Here is a 21,802-nt window from a genome sequence, read left to right on the forward strand (position 1 = left end):
AAACGCAGAGATAGCGATGAGTACAGGAGCACTACAGCATCGGCAGTGCCAAAGCTGGCCCGTCTGGTGGTCCAATCCCCGTACACGCACCCCTTCAAGAACTTGCGAAGCATCGTTATTAGGCCCCATAAGCTAGGGCATCCCTTTTCCGTAAAGAAACGCCATTTGTGTAAGGCCTACTTAACGGTAATACGGTGGCTGGATCATCGGCGAATGAGCGGCCGTCTTCTTGACTCGATACTTCCATTGGACGCCGTTCGTCCTGCCAGCCAGCCCCCCTTCGCGAGGAGACCGATTACTTAGTCCCCTAGGCGCAGGCGAACGAATCGCGTAATCCCGTCATCGGTGAGGAAATCGACCAGCACCTCTATCATTCCATCCGATTCGGCTGCCCTCGTCTCAAGCGGAAACCAGGTATCCAAATCGTAACTACCTTCCAAGGTGTAGAGCTTGCCCGCCCGAGCCTTCCATTGCAGCAGTCCCTCGCCCCCGCTTCCAGCAAGGAGCGTATCCGCAAACTCGAAGCGTGAGCTCGGGTCCAAGGGATCCGTTCCATAGGCAAGCTCGACCTTGTCGCTCAGGCCATCGCCATCGCTATCGACCAAGCCTGGATCGGTCCCGAGCAGGGCTTCCTCGCTATCGGTAAGTCCATCTCCGTCGGAATCGACCACCCCTGCTTCCACAAAAGCGACCATGGCGCCTTCCTCGTGAGCAAAGGCCAGCGGACCACTCAACAACAGCGGCTCGACCGAAATCACGACTGCGTACTCCTCGTTCGTCCGTCCTGGATCGATCACGACACGGTCCCCCACTTCGAACAAGCGTCCCGTCGCCTCGAGTTCAGCCAGGCTGAGCGTTTCCAGTTCAACCGCGCCTGCAGTCGCAGGGCTCGCCAGCGGCGAGGCCGGACCGAGGTCCGGGAGCGACGCATCGCCCCACGCCAAAGCGCTGGCCCGATCGATCGGTTGCCAGCCCTCGCCTTCCGTCCACACCCGCAGGGACTCCAAGCCGGTCGCTTCGTCGATCTGCAAGATCGGCCCATCCACGCTGAATACCGCATCGCCATCCGACAAAGGCTGAACGCGACTGCTTGTATTCGCCGAAAAGATACGCGGGTCACTTGCCTGATCGTCGGACTGGGGCTCGTTGCCCTCCAGCACGCGCAGCACATAAGTCGGGGAGAAGAACGTGAAACGCTTCACCCACTCGGACAAAAGCTGGCGGTAGATCTTGGGCTGGAAATAGCTGATCAAGTTCGCCTTCACCGAGACTCCTTGCGGATAACCGTCGAGCAACATGAACTCGCCGCTCACATCCTCGCGGCGGATCTTCACCGGCTCGCCCTTCTTGCGCACCGGTCGGAAAAACTTGTCGCGCACCGTCTTCTGAACGCCCAGAAAACGCTTGTTGGGCCCGTCCCGCATGAGGGAGGAATTGTCTACGAAATAGGCAGCCCGCGGCGTTTGGCGCTTGCCCGGACCGATCGCCACCATGGCCTCCGCATCGGGCGCCCCGGCTACGCAGCAGCGCAAGTACTTCTCCCGGGCATGCTGCAGGAAGAAGGTGAAACTCTCCCCGTGCTGGATACCGACGGCGCTGGCGAGGGCCTCGTAGATCTCGACGCGGCGTTTCGTATTCGTAATCATCATACCGTTCGGCTCTAGAATCGCCAGGAAATCGACGTCGCCCGTGATCGCCTTGAACTCCGAGGCTGCGGCGCCCTCGCTAGCGGGGCCGGTAGTGGAAAACTCGAACCGTCGCCGCGTCTCGCCGGTCACCGGGTCCGTGAAGGACTCGATCGGCTTCTGGCGAACGGTTCGCACATCGTCCACCTTGATCGACTTGCCGGCCTTGCTGGCAAACTGCGTCTGGGCGTCGAAGGCCACGGAGATCTTGTAGGTCTCGGCAACCTCGCCCGTGACCTTATCCTTCGGCACCAGCTCGTCCCACTCCTCGGCTCGCGTCTTCAGCCGGTCCGCCACTTCGTAGCGCAGCACGTCGTCATCGGCCAGCTTGGGGTGGGTTTTGGCCAGCTCGTCGACATAGGCGTCCACCGCCTTGCGCAAGTCCTCCTCGTCCGCGATCCCCTGCAGGGACTTGGGAGGCTCCACGATGCCGATGGTCGCCCGGGCGTTTTCCGGATAGCCGAGAAACTCGATGTCGATGTCGTTGATGGTCTTGTGCTTCAAGGCCTGCGGCTTGAAGCGAGCGAGCCCCTTCTCCAGCAAGTCGACCGACAAGGGATTGCGTGACCGGAACGTCAATACGATGTCGAACTCCTGGGCGATCTCCTGCAGGGCCTTCAGCTGCTTCTTGCTGATGCCGTAGATCTTCAGCAACATGCTGTCGGTCAGGACATCACCGGCCCGCAGAGCCTTGGCTGCATCCGTTCCCGCGCTGAAGGCGTTATCCACGCGCGTCGCAGTGGTGCTCAGGACCTGCTCGGCCCGCTGCTTCTGGGCGGCCGCCATGAAGTTGTCGGCGCTGCCCTCTGCGATCTCATGCATGGCGATGCGCATCGACCGAAAGCCACGCAGCATGATCAAAGGCTCCAGGACCAGATCCGGATTCGCTCCCAGGAACTCGCCGATGAGGATCTGCCGCTGCTCGGCGTCGCCCGTCTCCAGCTTGTACATAAAGTCGGCAAAAGCTCCGATCGCAATCTGGCTGAATTGCTCGATCGCCATTGGCGTCTTCGATCCGGCGTCGCCCGCCATGACGCCGAGCTCCACCAGGGTCCGGTAGTTCACATACATTTCCTGCGTAAACGCCGCCAGCGCCGCTTCGTCCCCCTGGATGCCTTCCCACAGGTCAACCATAGCCTCGACCGTTTCGGAGAGCATGAGAATGCTCAGGTTGGTGGTGTCCTTGCCTAGGTCCACCCCGTAAGCCAAGAGGTCGATCAAGCCCGGACCGAATTTGTTGACCAGTCCGCTGCTCACCCCGCACAGGGCAGCGGGCCACCCTCGATCCAGACAATCGTCGAGCAAGTAGGTCCGGTCCGGCATCGGCTGGGCCGCGAGGCTAACCTCGAACGCGCGCCTCCAGCCCTCCTCGTCGTTCAGCAGCGCCTGGTCGTCCGCGTCCGACAAGGTCTCGTCCTCCTCGATCACCCAAAGCCGCACTCCGTACTCGACGTGGCCGGTCGAAGGCTTGTCCGTTTCCAAGGTCCGAAAGAAGGCCTGCAGGTCCTTTCGCGTCTCGCCTTCGGCGGGCAGCACGAAGAACTGGTAGGTATCGGGATCCTCGCTTGGCTTGCGTTGGGCGAGATTCTCCTCGCTCTCCACCAAATAGCCGCCACCCACATTTCCTTCCGGTAGTTGATAAACCATGACAAGAAGATCCTGCGGGCTCCCCGATTCCTCGGATACGTTTTCGATGTAGGCGTCCACCCAGACGTTCTGGCCCGAGAGATAGCTGGTACGGTTGTCACGCGGCTTGATCCCCCATTCCAGCAGGACTTCTTCGATCAGCTTAAACTCCGCTTCCTTGTACCCACGTACGTTGCCTTCGCCCAGCCCGCCTATCGCTAGGCCTTCCAGCTCCAGCTCCGCAGGCGCTCCGATGGTGCCGATCTGCCAGGTGTAGGTGAGCTCCTCGCCGGGCTCGAGGTCGACGAGCTTGGCCAGCCCCGTCTGATCGTCGATCCCAGAGCTGGGGTCGAAGGCGAGCTGCACCAAGGGCACTCCCGGCTCGTCCAGGTCGAGGCTCGTGATCAGGCTCAGCACATCCTCCCCGCCAGGAAAACTGACATTCGTCACCGTCTCCTCGCCCTCGTTCTTCACCGTAGCCACAATTTCAATACAGTCTGTCCAATCCGACTCCGGATCCCGATCCGCCTCCAGCTGCAGGCAAGGATCCGTCTTCTTGCTGTCTTCCGTCTGGTTGACCACCGTCTCATCCGGCGTGACCGAAAGCGTGACCGCCAAGGGCGAACTGGTTAGCCTCGCATCCGCGATCAGCGAGATCGTCTCCCCATCCGGCCCGGTGCCCACCGCGGAACTGAAAAGCGACACCGCCCCCTTCTTCTCCATGAGGACCAAAACGGAAAAGCTGCGACTCGGCTCGTCCGCATCGAGCACGAAGGGCTCCGGCGTATCCACTTCCTCGATCGCCACCACCCCATCGACCTCCGGCACCAGCAAGGGGTCGTCGAAAGCGATGGTGTACGGATCCGCCATCGTCGAGCTGACTGTCAAGGTCGCCTCCACCACCTCGCCGAGCGCGACATCGGTTTCCGAAAGCTCCAAGGCAAGCTTCAAGGTGTTGCGCTCCACCCACTGGACGCTTGAATTCAAAATTACCCCATCCACGAACGGGAACGGCTTAACGCTCCCGTCGCGACCGATCACGACGTTCTCCACGCTGCCAGGAGTGTACCTGCCCAGCACTTCGGTTTGGTCGGGCGACCAGGCGTAGAGCTGGAGATTCGAAAGCGCCCCCCGAGACCGCACGTCTCGCCCCAAGGAATTGGAAGTCAAATACCTCGGGGCTCCTCCCGATACCGGTATCAATGCCAGGTTTCCCACATACTGGCGAGCCTCCTCGAAGGAGTTTCCGACGTTCGACCAATTCCTCGGGTTGATCGGATAAATCGTCCTGAAGGTGCTGATCGCAGCAAGGAAGTAGTTTCCCGAGGGGTCCCAGAGAAAACTCGAAACGTCAACCGCAGTGTGGACCCACTCCGTGTAGTCCAGCGTGACATCGTGCTCGTTGGTGTAGGGAAAAACGCTCGTGCTTCGACTACCATAAGGCATAAACAACGGGCCCACCTCCCGGTTTCCTGCCAAATCGAAATAGTAGATGGACGGACCGCCCCCTTGGTAGTTGAAGAGCGTTCCGTTGAAGCCGATGTGCTTTCCCAAGTAGGCCACCTTCGTTCCGTCTGGAGACCAATATAATTGCGTACCCGTGATATCCGTCTCCAGCACCTGCTCGTTGGTGCCATCCACGTTGATGACGCGCACCGCTTCGTCATCGATGAGTCCCGACTTGAAGGCGAGTCGCGTTCCGTCCGGCGACCACGCCAACGAAGACAAAAACCTCAATCCGCCCCGGACGACCCGTGGGTTCTGCCCGTCGAAAGACGCCACCAGCAAGTCCTGTTGATCGCCATTCTGGAAAACGTAGGCCACCTCCTGTCCGTTCGGGGAAACCTTGGAATGCATGACATTCTTGTACCACCAACGCCAGCTCCCCTCTTCCACCGAGTAGATTGCTGTGCCCGAGTCCGAACCCACGGTGTAGGGGAAGAGCACGATCTCCTCTGCTCGGGCAGTCCACAGCGAAGCAAGAGAGCAAAGGGAAAACAATAGGCACAACGGCGACCAGCGAAAAGGCGACAAAGAGCTCATAGAGTGCCTTAATAAAACAAAAAAACTTCCTTCTGACAAGCGCGACGAAAGGGCAGGCACGCTCCTCGAGCGCTAGGGATACGGAAGGTCCCGTACCATCCCGCTCGGGCCGGCGAAATTACCGCTGCCAGCCTTCAAATTTAGCTTTCAAAATGAAAGCGCGAAAGGTAGCTGATCGTTGCCATCGCAACATGTTCAAGCCAGAGAGCCGCCCAGCAACACCAGCAGACGTCGTAGTCGGATTTTCCAAGCAGCGGCTCACGATCCTTCCCGACGCCGTCGTCGAGCGCTGCCGTACCTTGCCCCTTGTCGAATCCCTGTTCGTCACCCATATCGGCTCCTTCCGAAACGCTCCCTCCCACTTCGTAAAACGCCTCTCGGGAGCCCCCCAGCACATCCTTCTCTATTGCATCGAGGGAAAGGGCCGACTCCAGGTATTCGGCAGGTCGCACGTCATCGAAGCGGGCCACGCGGTCGTCATCCCCGCCAACCACCCCCACCTCTACCGCGCCAAGCGAAACACCCCCTGGTCGCTCTTTTGGATTCATTTCGACGGCAGCCAATCCGCCCGAGTCGCCGAAACCCTGGGCCTCAGCCCCAAGCAGCCCATCCTCCTCATCCCCGACACGGACCGGATACTCAACGCCTTCGAAGCCGCCTATTCCTGCACCCAATACAATTACACAGACGCAGGGCTGCAGGCTCTGTCAGCCGCCTTCCTGCAAATCGTCAGCGCCATCAAGCTTCACGAAGTGCCCACCCACCGGGATGCCCGCAATTCGGAAGCACGGGCCATGGAGACCCTCCGCTTCATGCAGCAGAACCTCCACCGGGATCTCGGCACTGCCGACTTCGCCGAGCGCGCCGCCCAATCCGTGCCTCACTACACCCGGATCATTCGGGAAAAGACCAACCAATCCCCCCTCGCCTTCTTCATCCGACTCAAGATCCGCAAAGCCTGCGACCTGCTCTACGAAACGAACCTGAGCGTCAAGGACATCGCCCAACAGCTCGGCTACAGCGACCCGATCTCCTTCACCCGCATCTTCAAGAAGAGCCAAGGCTACTCGCCAAGAAGGTACCGAGAAATCCTCGCTCAATATCGCCGGTCCGGCAACGCGCCATTCCCAGATGCCAGCGATGCTCCGCAGGACGAGAGCAACGGCCTAACGGCCCCCGACGCCGCAAGCCCGCCGGCCCCACTCGGCCTGACGGCTTCCAGCTGAAGACACCGCGGGACCTTCGCCTCCATCCCCATCGGCAACCGCACGGGCGGCTTCCTCTCTTTAAAAGTGTCAATCCTCACCTCTTGCGGTCGGGGCGCAATGCGAGCGGGCGGCCACCAAGGCCTGCAAGCGCCCCTCGATTGACTAATCGAGCATCCTCGGTTTCATAAACTCGTGACTGGAATCCACACCTTGCTCGCTACCGGCGCGACCCTGCTGGCGACCCTGCTGGCCTGCGCCGCCGAGGTCCCGGTTACCTTCACCCTCGTCGACAGCGAGAGAACTGGAACCGTTAGCTACAGCAAAGGCGACACCTCCCAGCAAACGATCCACCACAGCGGCACCCTCGACGCCGAGCTTAGCTTCGACCCCTCCACGAACCGCGTCACCGCTATCCGCTTCACCGGTGCGAACATCAGCGAATCGCCCACCGCCTTCAAAAACACAGTTAACGTCTACATCCCCGGCGTCGGCACCAAGAAGGTTATCTTCGAAAAGAGCAGCTCGGCCCTGCGCATGAGGCTCGACACCCTTGGTGCCGCCCACCCCGTCGCCAGCGATGGCCGCATCCTAGAGCCCGAACGCCTCCGCTCCTACCCGATCGCCGGAATACTCACCGCCAAGATAACCCTGGACGGCCGCACCCAAACCCAACAGATCAACGTAGCAAACAATCCGCCCGACCGCATCGACCCCGCGACCGGCGCCGACCTGACGCTCTCGGTCGTAGAAACCGCCCGCCACCAAACGACCAGCGACTACCGAGTCACCTTCCTTAGCGAAATTGACGAAAGCCGTTCCCAATCCCTGCCCGACAACAACGGCACCTTGACCTCCAGCATTGCAGGCTTCAGCCGCGCCGAAGCCACCTTCACCGCCCCCAACGCATTCGGCCAGTGGCTCAGCCAAAACGGTTACAGCCCCGGCGACGCCACAAGCACGAACCCCAGCGGCATTCCCCTGGAGATGCTCTTCGCCTTCGACCTCCCCGCCCAGCACGCCGGAAAGCTCCCTTGGAGCTTCCAACTCGAATCCAATCAACTCGTCCTAGCCCTGCAGCTCCCCAGCAACGGCCCGCGCCGAGCCCTCCAAATCCAAACCTGCTCCAATCTGCACGCCGACGCCTGGGTGCCCCTTCCCGACACGGCCTTCCTCGACGGCGACGGACAACAGCTGCACCCTGGCACTCAACTCGAAAACGGACAAGTCCGTATCCAAGTCCCCGATACGCATTCTTACTTTTATCGCCTAAGCACCACAAACGACTAAAAGGATCCCTAACAAAACTCCCCTTCGACCGAGAAAGCAAAAGCAGCCCGAACGCTTGAAAGACAAACGCCCCTCCAAGTTCACTCTTCTCCTTCCCCTCGCCGCGATCCTCTTCCTCTCCTACTTCTGGACCAACGCTCATTCGCTTGCCCAAAACGGCAGCGAGCACCGCGTCACCATCACGGAAAAAAGGTCCCCGAGGCGCCACCAGCAACGCAGCTACTTCACGCTCCCCGGCGAAAGCAGGCGCCTCGACGTCACCGCCGCCCGCGGCCACCGGGTCGGCTCCGAGATCGACGTGATCGTCCTAGGCAACCGTGCCATAGCGGGCAAGAAGAGCGATTTCAGCCTGTTCCTAGCCATCCGCGATCTCGATCCGATCCATTTCTGGCTCATCGTCATCGTCGCCATCCTTTATCCCCTGTACCGCTGGCTCAGCTACTTGCCCGACGATAGCTTCGCCTGGCTTTCGTTCCTCGCCAAGAAGCGCCCCCGCTCCCGGCGACGCCGCCTCGCCAGTACAACCGCCCCCGCACCCCGACGCAAAAAAGGAGCCCGGCGCTGAAAACAGGCCGAGCTCCGGAGGCTCAACTCGCAATGCGAGCGAGCAAAACGATTAAGCGTTTTTCGTATCCGCAATCAGGGTACAAGAAAGACAGACAAGAATCAGAACGGAGTAAGCGATGACGAGTATCATAGTGTTGGTGGTTAAGCGGATTATCGTTGTTAATTGACTTATACCAACAAGTGCCCCGCCTCCTCCCCGAGGTGACAGGTTTTTTGCAGAAAAACGCAAAGGACCCACACCACCAGCGGTTCCACGTCACGCAGAGCTCCAGACCGCGCCTCGACCTCTAGCGTCCCGCGGCGCCAGCGCTCTAACCGCCGACCGAAGTGCCGGCCCGGTCCATCAGCTTGCGCTTCTCGTCGGGGGTCAGGTAGGCCGCCCAGTCAACGATGATGTCCTTGCCCGCTCGGGCGCGAACCCGATCCTTTTCCGCGTCCGTCATCAAGTCTCCGTAGTCGATCGCCCGGTCGACCGATCGCTCGTCCGAACTACGGTAGTCCGACTCGTCCTTGGCTCGCCCCGCTTCCCGGCCGATCATAGCGCCGGCCGCGGCGCCGATCGCCGCACCTTCGCCGTCCTCGCCCGACTGGTGACCGATGATACCACCGATGATGGCTCCCGTTGCGGCGCCAGCAGCGGCCCCTCGACGCTCGTGGTAGCCGGAGGACGAGCAAGCGACCAGCCCGAAGCCGACCACTCCGACACAGCAGAGGCCTGCGAGATGCTTGGAAAATACAGTTCGTTTCTGGGATATCGTTTTCATGGGCATCCCTATCGCATCTCTCGCGCCAGAGCCCATCGCCGCTACGCTACGCCTGCGAAACGCCCTTCGACTCCTGCAATCCGCACCCCAGCCGTGCAGTTTTCAATGCCACACCCCGATTGGACCGCCGGCGCTGGAGGTCGCCTCCCTTTCGAGCCTGCAAGCCCTACTTCGTAAACAGGCGCTCGAACAACTCCTGGGAGCGCTGCAGGCCCTCCTCCGTAAACAGCACCGACTTCGCCCTTCCCCTCGGGTTGTCGATAAAGCCCTTCTCGTATAGCCGGTTCATCACCTCCCAATCGTGCCCCTTCCAAGCGCGGCAGCCGTCGTGCAGGGTTAGGTGCAGCAAGGCCAGTACCGTTTCGTCCAGCTTATCCTCATCGATCTCCATCGTTATCGTCCTCCCATTCCTTTGTAAATTCTTCCTCGCACTGCTTGCAGCCCTCGTGGGTCGAAAAATGGCTGAACCAAGAGGTCCCTTGCATTTGATGGTGGACCTCGCAATCTCCCAGCTCCTCGAAGAGGTAGCGACAAGCCTCCCGCGGCGACATGTGTTCGCAAACGTGATACGCAACGTTATACAGGCCCAGAGCTCCGATCGCCGCCTTCAGGGCAGCCTCCACCGCTTCGTCGCTCGCCTTTTCCCAATCCGGAGCCGGCCCCAGCAAGGCACCGAGTCGATCCCCCTTGGCCTTCCCTTCCCAAATCTCCTCCATCGTCTCCATTTCCTCGAGAAACATCGCTTCCCCCTCGCCCTCCTGCTTTCCGGACACGCCTAGCATCTTCTTGAAGTCGTCGGAGAAAAGCGAATACGGATCCTCCTCGTCGCTACTGTCGCTTTCCTGCTCCGCAACGACCGAGCGGGTCACCCGCATCGTCTCGTCGTCGAGGCGCTGGATCTCCACCACTTCGATTTCCGGCGCTCCCGCCTCTTCGTCCTCGGCGGCTTCAAGCTCCTCCGGTCCCTCCGTGATATCCGGCAAGCGCAGCATCCGCTCGCTGTCTTCGTCGCCTTCCACGATCCAAACTGTAGCGTCCGCCAACTCCACCAGTACCCGGCCGCAATTGCCAAACCACTCCAGGTACAAGCAGCGCCGCCAAAAGGTAGGGGCCGGCTCTCCCATCTTGCAGCGAAGGTAGAACTCCTCGATCGGACAGTCGAACAGCTTCACCCGATGCTCAGCCGTCATCTCTCCCGTGGCGCCGACGTAGCGATCCGGGAACTGGCCCGGCTCGGCTGCCTTTTCCTCGAGCGACTTGTATCCACTTTTCGAACACTCGAAGCGAACGAGCTTCCCCTTCAGGTCATCGTCCAGGTCGCCGGTCAGCTCCAGACGCAAAACGTCTCCGCTGCCCCTCAATTCCAGCCAGCCCGTCGTCGCGTAGCGTCGCCGGTTGTCGATCTCACCCCGCAGCACGTATTCGCCCAATCTTAAAGCCATAAGAGTCCTTCCAAGTTAGCGTTGAATTCCGAGGACGACATTGCGCCAAAAAGCAGCTAGGAGGCAACCCCTCTTACTGTCTGACAAATGTAGTTCTCGCCCCCGGGCCCGCCTTTCCTGTTAGTATGCCTGCGGTATGACAAACGGGGAAAGCTAGCTATGCTGCCGTCTCCCGACCGTCTCCCGATTCAGCCCCACTCCCGTCCCGCTTAAAACCAAGGCCCCCAACAACGCCCATGAAAAACATCTGCCGCCGCAGCTTCATTTCCGCCACATCCCTGCTCGCCGTTTCCGCGAAGTCCCTCGTATCCGGCGCGGACGACCGCTCTGCAGGGACCCGAACCCCAAAGAGCTACCCCAAGCCCGTCGCCGGCAAGAACCAGCTGCGCTGGCTCGAAGGCGAACCCCAAGCCCACGCCGGCACCGCTTTCGGCGTAGCCTGGCCCCAGGGGCAGCGCCCCGCCGACACGAGCTTCACCCTCAAGACCCCTGACGGCGCCCCGGTGCCCCTGCAAAGCTGGACCACCGCCACCTGGCCCGACGGCAGCCTGAAGTGGACCGGCCACGCCCTCGCCCCCGACGCGCCCGCAGCCGACCACTACGAGATCGCCGCTGGTACGCCCGCAAACCATTCCCACCCCATCCGAGTCAGCGAATCGAGTTCCTCCACCCTCGTGGACACCGGAGCCATCCGCTGCGAACTGCCGCACAGCGGAGCCGCCCTCATCTCCTCCGTCACCCGAAACGGCCAGCCCATCCTCACCGACGGCCTGCTCGCCGGCAGCCGCCAGGATTCACCGGAACGAGGAGCCCGGGTCGAAACCTTCACCAGCGAGATCGAAACCGTATCCGTCGAACAGTCCGGCCCCGTGCGAGCCGTGGTCAAAGTCACCGGCACCCACCGCACCTCCGGCCAACGCGATTGGCTGCCCTTCTCCGTGCGACTCTACTTCCACGCCGGCTCCGAAGGTATCCGCATGGCCCATACATTCGTCTTCGACGGCGACGAGAACAAAGACTTCATCAGCTCCCTCGGCGTGCGATTCCACGTCCCCATGCGAGACGCGTTCTACGACCGCCACGTCCGCTTCGCGGGCCAAGGTGAAGGCATCTGGGGCGAAGCCGTGCAAGGCCTCACCGGACTGCGACGCGACTCCGGCGAAGAGGTACGCAAAGCCCAGGTCGCCGGACAAAAGGTGCCCGACATCACCACTTGGCCAAGCAACGTAAGCAGCCGTATCCACTGGGTACCTACCTGGGGAGACTTCACCCTCGCTCAGCCCAACGCCAACGGCTTCTCCCTGCGTAAGCGGACCAAGGCCGGCCAAGGCTGGATCCCCGCCGACCAAGGCGAGCGGGCCAACGGCTTCGGCTACGTAGGTGGGGCCAGCGGCGGCGTCTCCTTCGGCATGCGCGACTTCTGGAAACTTCATCCCACCCAGCTGGACATCCGCGACGCCGCCACCGACGCGGCCGAGGTTACCCTTTGGATGTGGTCCCCGGACTCTCCGCCCATGGATATCCGCTTCTACCACGACGGCCTCGGCCAAGACGTGGAAGGCCCCCTCCCCGGCACCGATATTCCCGGCATCAAAACTAGCGTACCCGACAAGCCCTACGCCAAGCAGCTCGACGCCCTCAACATCACCTACGAAGACTACGAGCCGGGCTTCGGCACTCCCCATGGAGTCGCCCGCAGCACCGACATCTACCTCTGGGCCCACGATGCCACCCCTTCTCGGGAGCGACTGGCCGAGCTCGCCCAATTCACCGCCCATCCGCCGCAGCTCGTCCCCAGCCCCGAAGACCTCCACCGCGCCAAAGTCTTCAGCATCATGTGGGACCTGCCCAAGCGCTCCACTCCCGCCCTTTCCAAGCTGGAAGACCGCCTAGACTGGTCCGTCGACTTCTACCACGAGCAAGTCGAACAACGCCATTGGTATGGATTCTGGGACTACGGGGACGTCATGCACACCTACGACGAAGACCGCCATGTCTGGCGCTACGACATAGGCGGCTACGCTTGGGACAACTCGGAACTCTCCTCCGACATGTGGCTCTGGTACAGCTTCCTCCGCACCGGCGACAGCAAAGCCTTCCGCCTGGCAGAGGCCATGAACCGCCACAACCGCGACGTAGACATCTACCACCTCGGCCGCTTCAAAGGCCTCGGCACCCGCCACAACGTACAACACTGGGGCTGCAGCGCCAAGCAGCTGCGCATCAGCACCGCCATGAACCGGCGCTTCCACTACTTCCTCACCACCGACGAGCGTACCGGCGACGTGCTCGACGAAGTCATCGAAGCCGACAAGGCTCTCGGCACCCTCAACCCGCGCCGCAAGCTCCCCGGCGAACCCTTCACTCCCGAGCAGTCCATCATGTCTCCAGGAACCGACTACGGAGCCGCCGTATCCAACTGGTTCACCGCTTGGGAACGCACCGGCGACCCCAAGTACCGCGGCTGGATCGAGGATACCATGCGAGCGATCGGCAATTCCAAATGGGGCTTCTTCACCACCGCCTTCGACTACGATCCGGAGAGCAAGAAAATGGTGCCCATCGACGAAAAGCCGGACCGCATCTCGCACCTGAGCATCATGTTCGGCCTTCCTGCCGTATGCGCCGAACTGATACAGTGCCTCGACGTTCCCGAGTTCGAAGCGGCTTGGCTGCAGTACTGCACCCTTTGCAACGCGCCGGACGAGCAAGTCAAGGAAGCCCTCGGCATCACCTTCCGCGGACCCGGCTTCGAGAGTTCCCACTCCCGCATCACCGCCTACGCCTCCTACATGAAAGACGACCCCAGCCTCGCTAAACGGGCCGTCGACGCCTTCTACAAAAACGAATGGGGCTCCCGCGTCGAACTGAAGACCCATCGCATCGACGGTTCCGACGCGCTCAATCCCGTCGACGAAGCGGCATGGGTCTCCACCAACGATGCCGCCCAGTGGGGCCTCGCCGCCATCCAGGTCTCCGCCCTCATCCCTGAAGCCCTAAGCGGAAAGTAAGGGAAGCCTCCCCTTCGAGCTGGCCCGCTCTCTCGCGATGTCAGCTCGCAGGGCGACGACTGTTGGCCACACTCTGCAGTGCTCTAATCCGCTTCGAGCTTAAGTAGGTCCGTCGGAGCCAAACATATCTTTGGCTCGAAGTCCGGGCTATCCATGTACTCGAGCAAGCTGGCTCGAAGTTGCTTGCGGACGAGACAGCCGTCCACCTCCCGTAGATCAACGCTGCACACAAGCAATTTCCCCTTCCCCATCCGAGCTTCCCAAACCAGCCCAAGGCGCCGGCCCTGATACCAGTCGTCGATAACTTGCACGATGGGTTCCACCTCTACGCCCAACGGGGCCAGATCCATCGCCGCTGTCCCCTTCAAGACATACCACCACTGCCAGTTCGTGTGGCCCTCGGTCGGAAATGAACGAAACGCAGCGTGCTTGGGATCGCAAAGAATTCCCAGGGTGTGCGGCGCTTGCTGCTGGGTACAAGCCGTATTCCAAAAGATCGGAGTAAATCCGAGAGCGACCTCCTTGCCCTTAAGCAACTGGTCCGCGACCAATAGGACGCGCTCTCCCGCCTCCAAGGAGGCAATCGCGTCAGGAATACTGGATACAAGAAGGGACTCTCTAGCTTTAGCTACGATCTCGCCATAAACCCAAAGATCCCAGTCGTTGCAAGCTGCTCGATCGCCGCAGCGAACTTCTACCTCTAGGCGACAGCGAGCCGGAGCCGGAATCCCCTGCAAGGAACACTGTAAAGACCCCAACTTACACAAACGCCCGCGCCTCAAGAGCGGGCAGTCCCATTCGCCTCCCACCAAAACGTCACCCACTTCGGAAAGCAGCCTCCAGGCCACTACCGCATCGCTCCAATCCTGCCCTCCGTAGTGAGCTAACTCGATTCCAACTTCCAGCTTCTCCGTCGTCGCAAAGACCCGCTTGGGCAAGCGAGCAAGAACTACGACATCGCTGCAGAACCGACGCATCGCTTCCGCGCCGAGGTACCCCTTGCTCTGCCAAAACGCGTCAAGCAAGCCGACCGGCGCCGTACCCTGCCCGGGAAAGTCCTGCAATCCCAGAAGCTGGAATCCGCCTATACCGCGCGTTCTCAGAGCAGACTCGATTTCTTCCTTGTAACACAAGGCCTGTAACTTCCCTGACGCCTTCACAAACGCTCTGGCCTGCTCCAAAAGTCCGCTCGCCGCGAGGCGATCGGCGAACAACTCGTAGCTTTTCGCTTTCAGGTGGCCAGCATACTTTACCGTGTCATAGACTGGTGGATACGCCGCCCATTGCCCGTTTTCGTGGGCCACGACAGGCACCTGGCGTTTCGCCACGCAGTTCTCGTAGTCGAAAGTCGTCGCAGGCGGGCTTCCATTCAGACGACAGTTCAAACCGTCGCCCCATTGATGGATGCGGGGTTCGGATATGACTTGAAAATCGTTCGCCTCCAACTCCGGCCACCCTGCCGACCCTGTGTACAAGCGACGCGGGTCCCGAGCCCGAAAATGCTCTACCCAATCGCCCAGGAAGGACTCGTGACAAGGTCCCCCAGGTTCGTTTCCGCAAGCCATCATGACGAAACAAGGATGGTTTCCGTAGGCGCGAAGGATGCGCTCGCCCTCCCGATAGACCCATGCGTCGACCTCCTTTCCATCGCCGATGCCTTCGGGGGAGTTAAAGGCTAGTACCGCTACGGAATTTGGCCAGGCCGCGCATTCGACCTGAAAGTAGAGCCCCAATTCGTCGCCCGCTACAAAGGCCGCCTCCGGAGGACACCAAGAATGGAACCGGACGTGATTGAAGCCGTGTCGCTTGATTTGGCTCAAAATCTCCATCCAAGGCTCTACCTCCATGGGCGGGTGACCGGTCAAAGGAAACACGCAACAGTCCAAGGTCCCCCTCAGAAACGTCCTCGCTCCATTGATACAAAACTGGCTTCCCTCGACCGAGAAATCCCGCAGGCCAAAACGCTCCCGCTCGCAGACGCCCTCGCACCGCAGTTCCAACTCGTAAAGATGCGGGCAAAACTCGTCCCACAACAAGGCGCTCTCGCCCAGCTCAAGCCGTTTCTCGAACGCTCCCTTCCCGTCCACTTCGCACTGCTGCGAGACGATCCATTCGGTCTCAGCCTGCGTTTCCTGATCGTTGCGGGCGAGCGCTCTCACTCTCAAATCCACCGGTTCCTCAAGCGCTCGACCTTCGAGCCGACCTCGAACAAGGACAGAACGGGTCTCGACCTCGGGATGTATATCCAGGAAAGGCAATCGCAGCGAATCCGTAGCCACTAATTCGATACGCCCGATCAGGCCGTTCCAATTTCCTTGAGTATGGTCGCTCACGCTATGGGCATTCTCGCCCACCGGAATACGAAGCCGATTGTCGACCCGCAGGGATAAACGGTAGCTGCGACCCGGCTCCAAACGCCCCAAATCAATTTCAACTTCCGTGGACAAGCTCTCGCCTCCTTCGAGCGCTTTTCCATCGAGCCAAACGGCAAGCTCCCAATGTACCCGTTCCAAGCGCAGACGGATGTTCCGGCCCGCCCAGTCGGCTGGAACTTCAACATCCCGCTGATACCAGGCCACCCCCACGTACCGCGTTTCCGGTTGCAAGCAAAACGGGATCTTCAGGTTTCCAGCTTCGCGGTAAGGAGCGTATTCCGGCGCCTCGTAAAAGGATCGGTCGAAAATGGTACCGGTCCATTCCGTGCCCACGTCCACCGCATCGCCTTTCCCCTGGCCATCCAGGGATCCAGGCAAGGAAACAAGCGCTTCCAAGCGCTTTTGAAACCACTTTTCGGATACGCCGACGCACAGCGGATCCAAGGCCAGGCGCCATTGGCCAGCAAGCGAGAGAGTTCTAGATTCGTTCGTTCGTAGGATCGACATGGGATATCCGAGATATATGGCGGCCGTCCCGAGCCTGACAAACCTCAGATTTTCTGATCGTACGACTTCTACGCCCTCCGAGCTAGCCCCACTCCCACACTCCCCGGCCATTCCCGCATCGACAAGCTCGTAGCTCGCCTGCACAAAGAACGGCGACCGATTCCCCTTCCCACCTGAGATTTTGAGATGACGAGCGACACAAACAATTGGATACGCCGTACCGCCAAGGCTTGCGGCTGGGCGCTCCTGTTCGTTCCCCTCCTCGCCTCCACCCTCTACTTCGGCGAGAGGCTGGGCCTCCCGCCGCTCGTTTCCCTGCTCGGCGCCTTGCTGCCCTGGCTGGCCCTGGCCCGCTACTCGGGATTGAAGCAAGCCGCCGGCCTCATCCTCGGCTTCAGCGTCGTGACAGCGGCAAGCTACGCCTGGCAGGCCCCAAGCAACGAGCGGAACTGGATGCCGGAGTTCGCCCAGCTCGCCCGTTTCGAAATTCAGGACCAGCAGCTCCACGCCAGCAAGCTGCGCGACTTCGATTGGCAATCCGCCGACACCTTCCGCGAACGCTGGAGGTCCGAAACCTTCGACCTTAGCCAGCTCTCCGGCCTCGACCTGATCGTGGTGCCCTTCGGCGATTCGGAGCGGGCCGCCCACGTCATGCTCAGCTTCGGCTTTGCGGACGGCCGCAAGCTCGCCCTCTCCGTCGAGGCCAGACGGGAGGTCGGCGAAGACTACAGCCTACTCGGCGGCGCCGCCCGCCAGTTCGAGCTGATCTACCTCTTCGGCAGCGAGCGCGACCTCCTCGGCCTGCGCGTCCTGCACCGGGGCGACCGCGTCTACTCCTTTCCCCTGCGGGTCGAGCAAAGCTTCGCCCGCGAACTCCTCCTCGAGCTGTGCCGCGCCGCGAACGACCTACACCAGCGGCCCCAATTCTACGCGACCCTGCGGCAAAACTGCGCCACTACCCTCCTAGGCCATGTCAACCGCATGAGGGACGAGCCACTCAGCCCCTTTCTCGACACCCTCTTTCCCGCAAGGATCGGCCAAGTTCTCCACCGTCTCGGCTATCTGGATACGGAGCTGGACTGGCCCGCGACCCAGGAAAATTCCCGCATCGACGACAAAATTCGCAGCCGCCCGCATTTCGCCCCGCTCGCCCCTAATCCCTAGGCAACGGATCCCCCGAGGGACCCACGGTGAATCGCCCAGGATTCCGCAGGGAGCCCCCCGTTGCGCCGAAGGACGCGGAATCGGGAAAGCCGAGGATACTCGCTTTAACGCCCCCGAAGATCCCCTATTCCAAGAAAAAGACTCGCCCTCCTCCTTATCCACCGCTTGATCATTGGGCTCTCGGGAAAAACCCGCGTTCGATTTCCTCCCTCCTCCCGTTCTCGAAAGCTAGCAGTGAAATTCTTGGATCCGAAATACATCGTCGTCGGCAACTCTTCAGACGACCCTTTTGCAATCGATGTCGCCTACGGCATGGGACAGCTCGAAGACGTGGCTGACAAGATCAGCATGAAACGCTTCGCCAACACCGAGTTCTGCCCGCGCTTCATTTCCGACGAGACCGACTTCGACAAAATCGGCTACAAGATGGAAGGCAAATCCATCATCATCGTAAGTGCCAGCAGTTTGGGCATGAGCCGCCAGAGTCTCGCCATGCGCACCTTCATGATCGCCCGCGCCGCCAAGGAAAACGGCGCCGCCGAGGTCATCCTGGTAGAGCCGGACCTCTTCTACAGTGCCCAAGACCGCGGCGCCCGCCCCGAGCTGGGCAACACCGCCCACGACCGCGACGCCCGGGACCTCAAGAAATTCGACGGCCAGCCCTTCACCGCCAAGCTCTACGCCGAGCTGCTCAAGCTCTCCGGAGTCGACGCGGTCCTCACCGTGCACAACCACTCCAAGTCCGTACGCAGCATGTTCACCGAGGTGTTCGGCGGACGCTTCTACGACCTCATCCCCTACGAGATCTACGTCGACTACTTCCTCAACTCCGACATCGTCGACTACGGCGACGAAGGCGAAGGCCTCGCCCTCTGCGCCCCGGACAAGGGAGCCCGCGAGTTCGTGAAGGAAATGTTCAAGCGACTCGGCCTGCCCAAAGCCAAGTTCGTCCTGCTCGACAAGGAACGCACCGGCGAGCGCGAAGTGCAAATCAAGCTGCACGCCGAGAGCGAAACCACCTTCGAGGACATCCGCGGACACGACATCATCCTCTTCGACGACATGGTCCGCACCGGCTCCACCGTGGTGAAGTCCTGCCAATTCCTCAAGCAGATCGAGCCCGGCAAAACCGTGTTCGCGGTCAGCCACTTCTACGCCAGCGAAGAAGGACGCGTTAAGATGGCCAACACCGCCATCGACGAAATCCTCACCCTCAACACAATTCCCACCATCCTCAACCGCGACGTGCAAGGACGCCTGCGCAAGAAGCTGGTCGTGCTGAAGATCGAGAAATGGCTGGCCCTCAACCTCTGCCGCATCCTCAAGATCGACGAGCCCCAGGGCGAAGACGAAAGCCTCTACCAAATCGACATGTCCTCCAAGAACGCCCGCTGGAAGCGCAAGATCTGGCTCAGCGAACAGCTGCGCACCTTGCACAAGCCACATCCGGGCGTGGAAGGCACCATCCCTCAATAAGCCGGGGCTTCCCGCCAGCATCCGCAAAAAAGCCGGGGCTTTGCTAGCTAGCGTCCGGGCCGAGGGCTGGAGCGTTCAGCCCACGTTCGGACCGTCGTCGGCGCCGCGACTCTCCGCCTCGCCCGCCTTCTCGCGCTCCCGATCCTTTTCGTTCGCCTTGGTATGCTTAACCATCTCCCGGCGGGCCAGCAGGGCGATCACCACCACGAGGGCGATCCCCAGCAGGGCGGAAAAAAGAAACCCGATCACGTTTTCAAACATCCGAGCCCCCTTCCCTCTCGAGGCCGAGCTCGCCGTACACCTCCTCGAAAGGAACCCACGTGTCCTTCTTCAAATCCGGCTCGTTGAGCCGCACCATGTTCAAGCTCACCTGCAGTTCCTTGAGCGCCGTATCGAAACGGCTCTTGCTGCAACCAAAGCGCTCCATCGCCTCCCGGCGAATCTCCGCCGTGGTCCCCGGGCTCAAGCGCACGATTTCGTACACCTGCTGGGCGAGCGGCTTGCAGGTCGACACTGGGCGAGCGTTTTTGGGAAAGTGCACCTCCTTCAGGTAGCGCATGCTCATCAGCGCCGCATGCCCGCCTGGGATTTTTCCGTAGTATACGTCGTCTGGATACAAGGTCGGCAACTCGGTCTTCCAAGCCCAGACGGCTTCCATGCGGGCGCCCCATTTCGTGCGTCCGCCCTCTCGATCCGGCAGGTCCACCGCGTCCCAGAAAGATCTCACTCCTTGCACACCCTCGCTGAAAATCGTGCAGATCCCCACCTCCTGGATAAAGTCGTAAGCGTCCTCGATCGTTTTAACTCCCGCCATAACAAGCATCATAAAACTCCTTTCTGCCGGAAAGAGAAAGCCAAATTGCTCAGGCCAGATCCATCACCCGACGCAAGGAGTCGAGCATGATGGGCTTCGGCAGGTAGTCGTTCATCCCTACCATCAAGCACTCGTCCCGGTCGTGCTTGCTCGAGTAGGCGGTCACGCCGACGATCGGCACCTCGCGGTTGATCGGGCAAACCTCACCGGAACGAACGATACGGGTAAGGCTCAGCCCATCCAGCCGCGGCATCTGCACATCCATCAATACGATATCGTAAGGGTGCTCCGCCAGCAGCTTGCGAGCGTCCACGCCGTTGCGAGCAAAGTCTGTATTCACGAAACCAAGACACTTCGCCATAGACTGGAGCACCTCCAAGTTGATCTCGTCGTCCTCTACGATCAACACCCGTAGGTTCGCCCTGTCCTTAACGCTTCCGTCCCCCGTGTCTCCCGATTCGACCGGCATCACATTCTCGAACTTCAGGTCGATGGTGAACACCGTGCCGACCTCGCCCACGCTGCGACAGGCGATTTCGCCGTCCATAGCCGCGACGAGGCGCTTCACGATAGCCAGCCCCATGCCGATCCCTCCCTTGGAACGCTCCCGATCGCGCCTTACCTGCCGGAACGGCTCAAAGATCCTCTGCTGGTGCTCTTGGTCGATGCCGATGCCCGTGTCCTTCACTTCGATGAAAAATTCGGAGGTATCCCTCTCGACTCTCGAGAATACCCTAACCTGCACGCCGCCGAACTCCGTGAACTTCAAGGCGTTTTGCAGGAGGTTGCCAACCACTTGCCGCAAGCTTACCGCGTCGAACAGCACCGGAACGCGCTTTCCCTCGAAGCAAAGGTCCAGATCCAAGCCCTTGGAACGATACATCTCCTCGAAGCTCTGCACCGTCGACTCCAGCACCTGGATCGGGTCCCCAGGCTTGTACCAGCGCTTCACGTCGCCGCTCGAGAGGTGCGAGTACTCCAGAACGCTGTCGATCAAGCCCTTCATGTGGTGCCCGCTATCTTCGATCGTGTTGGCGATCCCCTCGACCTCCCCCCCGGGCCGACGCGACTTGAGCAACTGGGCATAACCCATCATGGCGTTCAACGGCGTACGAACCTCGTGCCCCATCATCGCCAAAAACTCGCTTTGCACCCGCTCCGCTTCGGCCGCCGCCTCTCGCAGGCGGGCCAGCTCGTCCTCCCTCTTGCGGGCTCGGTAGGCCGACGCGACTACCTGGGCAAATTGGCACAGCAAAGGTCCCGTCCGATCGTTCACGCAATCGGTCGGCAGAAGATCGTCCACCGCTACGAAGCCAAAAACCTCGTCCTTCTCCAAGAGCGGTACCGTCACGTGACGCCCCCTCCCAATCACCGCCGCTTCCGCCGAACGCAGGTTTCCCATCGCTTTCTCGAAGTAGTGCGGCGGCTCCCTCCACGACTCCATCATGTTCCGGATAAAACCGGAGTGGTCGAAGATCCGGTCGCTCCGCTCGTCCACCAGTTTCCCGTCCAAGCCTACCCCATAGGTGCCAACCGCAGAAACGCCGCCTTCCTCCAACAGCCAAATTCCCAAGCGGGCGAATCCCAGACGCGTCTGGGCCTGCAGTACCGCCTCGCGCATCACCGCGTCCACATCCTGGCAGTCCGCCAGGGCCGCGGCGATGCCCGGCAGCTTGCTCAACTTGGCGGCAAGCCACCCCCTTTCCGCCTGCGGTAAATCGTTTTGATAGGAGACAGAGCGGTCAAGCGGCGAACGGTTCAACATGAGAAAGGGATTAAAATTCAGGCCGGAACTCCATCGACAGAACGTTCTCGGCATAACCCGTGTCCGGG

General features: G+C 60.9%; 14 protein-coding genes. 6 read left to right on the forward strand and 8 right to left on the reverse strand.

Annotated elements, in window-relative coordinates:
• Positions 1-299: 299 nt before the first annotated feature.
• Entirely contained in the window at positions 300-5,258 is a 4,959-nt protein-coding gene (locus tag QEH57_RS04635) for a hypothetical protein (RefSeq protein ID WP_309005510.1), read from the reverse strand.
• A gap of 287 nt (positions 5,259-5,545) precedes the next feature.
• Here QEH57_RS04635 and QEH57_RS04640 point away from each other — a divergent pair, with 287 nt between their 5' ends.
• The 3 genes from QEH57_RS04640 (at position 5,546) to QEH57_RS04650 (ending at position 8,414) form a co-directional block, all read left to right on the forward strand.
• The gene (locus QEH57_RS04640) at positions 5,546-6,580 is read left to right on the forward strand and encodes an AraC family transcriptional regulator (RefSeq protein ID WP_309005511.1); all 1,035 of its coding nucleotides are present in this window, start codon (positions 5,546-5,548) and stop codon (positions 6,578-6,580) included.
• Positions 6,581-6,754: 174 nt separating this feature from the next.
• Positions 6,755-7,849: a hypothetical protein gene (locus QEH57_RS04645; RefSeq protein ID WP_309005512.1), complete on the forward strand. Its 1,095-nt coding sequence runs from the start codon at positions 6,755-6,757 to the stop codon at positions 7,847-7,849.
• 55 nt (positions 7,850-7,904) lie between these two features.
• Positions 7,905-8,414: a hypothetical protein gene (locus tag QEH57_RS04650; RefSeq protein WP_309005513.1), complete on the forward strand. Its 510-nt coding sequence runs from the start codon at positions 7,905-7,907 to the stop codon at positions 8,412-8,414.
• Between the two features lie 313 nt (positions 8,415-8,727).
• Here QEH57_RS04650 and QEH57_RS04655 read toward each other — a convergent pair whose 3' ends face one another.
• From QEH57_RS04655 to QEH57_RS04665, 3 genes are all read right to left on the reverse strand, one after another.
• Entirely contained in the window at positions 8,728-9,180 is a 453-nt protein-coding gene (locus QEH57_RS04655) for a YMGG-like glycine zipper-containing protein (protein ID WP_309005514.1), read from the reverse strand.
• Positions 9,181-9,346: 166 nt separating this feature from the next.
• The gene (locus QEH57_RS04660) at positions 9,347-9,571 is read right to left on the reverse strand and encodes a DUF6429 family protein (protein WP_309005515.1); all 225 of its coding nucleotides are present in this window, start codon (positions 9,569-9,571) and stop codon (positions 9,347-9,349) included.
• Complete coding sequence (locus QEH57_RS04665; RefSeq protein WP_309005516.1) at positions 9,558-10,622, reverse strand: hypothetical protein; 1,065 nt, start codon at positions 10,620-10,622, stop codon at positions 9,558-9,560. The genes QEH57_RS04660 and QEH57_RS04665 overlap by 14 nt, the downstream gene beginning before the upstream one ends.
• A 236-nt stretch (positions 10,623-10,858) precedes the next feature.
• Between QEH57_RS04665 and QEH57_RS04670 the strand changes: the two genes are divergently transcribed.
• Positions 10,859-13,633, forward strand: a complete 2,775-nt coding sequence (locus QEH57_RS04670) for a hypothetical protein (RefSeq protein WP_309005517.1) — start codon at positions 10,859-10,861, stop codon at positions 13,631-13,633.
• Between the two features lie 83 nt (positions 13,634-13,716).
• On the opposite strand, the gene QEH57_RS04675 is transcribed toward QEH57_RS04670, so the two are convergent.
• Positions 13,717-16,515: a sugar-binding domain-containing protein gene (locus tag QEH57_RS04675; protein ID WP_309005518.1), complete on the reverse strand. Its 2,799-nt coding sequence runs from the start codon at positions 16,513-16,515 to the stop codon at positions 13,717-13,719.
• Positions 16,516-16,701: 186 nt separating this feature from the next.
• Between QEH57_RS04675 and QEH57_RS04680 the strand changes: the two genes are divergently transcribed.
• Both QEH57_RS04680 and QEH57_RS04685 read left to right on the forward strand, forming a co-directional pair.
• Positions 16,702-17,679 (forward strand): DUF4105 domain-containing protein, encoded by a 978-nt coding sequence (locus tag QEH57_RS04680; RefSeq protein ID WP_309005519.1) that lies wholly within the window; start codon positions 16,702-16,704, stop codon positions 17,677-17,679.
• A gap of 234 nt (positions 17,680-17,913) precedes the next feature.
• Positions 17,914-19,155 carry a phosphoribosyltransferase family protein gene (locus tag QEH57_RS04685; protein WP_309005520.1) on the forward strand — a complete coding sequence of 414 codons (1,242 nt, stop codon included), beginning with the start codon at positions 17,914-17,916 and terminating at the stop codon, positions 19,153-19,155.
• Between the two features lie 75 nt (positions 19,156-19,230).
• Here the strand turns inward: QEH57_RS04685 and QEH57_RS04690 are convergent, their stop codons facing one another.
• The 3 genes from QEH57_RS04690 to QEH57_RS04700 are packed head-to-tail and all read right to left on the reverse strand — an operon-like array spanning position 19,231 to position 21,650.
• Positions 19,231-19,404, reverse strand: coding sequence for a hypothetical protein (locus QEH57_RS04690; RefSeq protein WP_309005521.1), 174 nt, complete (start codon positions 19,402-19,404; stop codon positions 19,231-19,233).
• 4 nt (positions 19,405-19,408) lie between these two features.
• The gene (locus QEH57_RS04695) at positions 19,409-19,981 is read right to left on the reverse strand and encodes a hypothetical protein (RefSeq protein ID WP_309005522.1); all 573 of its coding nucleotides are present in this window, start codon (positions 19,979-19,981) and stop codon (positions 19,409-19,411) included.
• Between the two features lie 37 nt (positions 19,982-20,018).
• Positions 20,019-21,650 (reverse strand): ATP-binding protein, encoded by a 1,632-nt coding sequence (locus tag QEH57_RS04700; protein ID WP_309005523.1) that lies wholly within the window; start codon positions 21,648-21,650, stop codon positions 20,019-20,021.
• Positions 21,651-21,802: the final 152 nt, after the last annotated feature.

The sequence above is a fragment of the Pelagicoccus sp. SDUM812005 genome, assembly GCF_031127875.1.
Classification (GTDB): domain Bacteria; phylum Verrucomicrobiota; class Verrucomicrobiia; order Opitutales; family Opitutaceae; genus Pelagicoccus.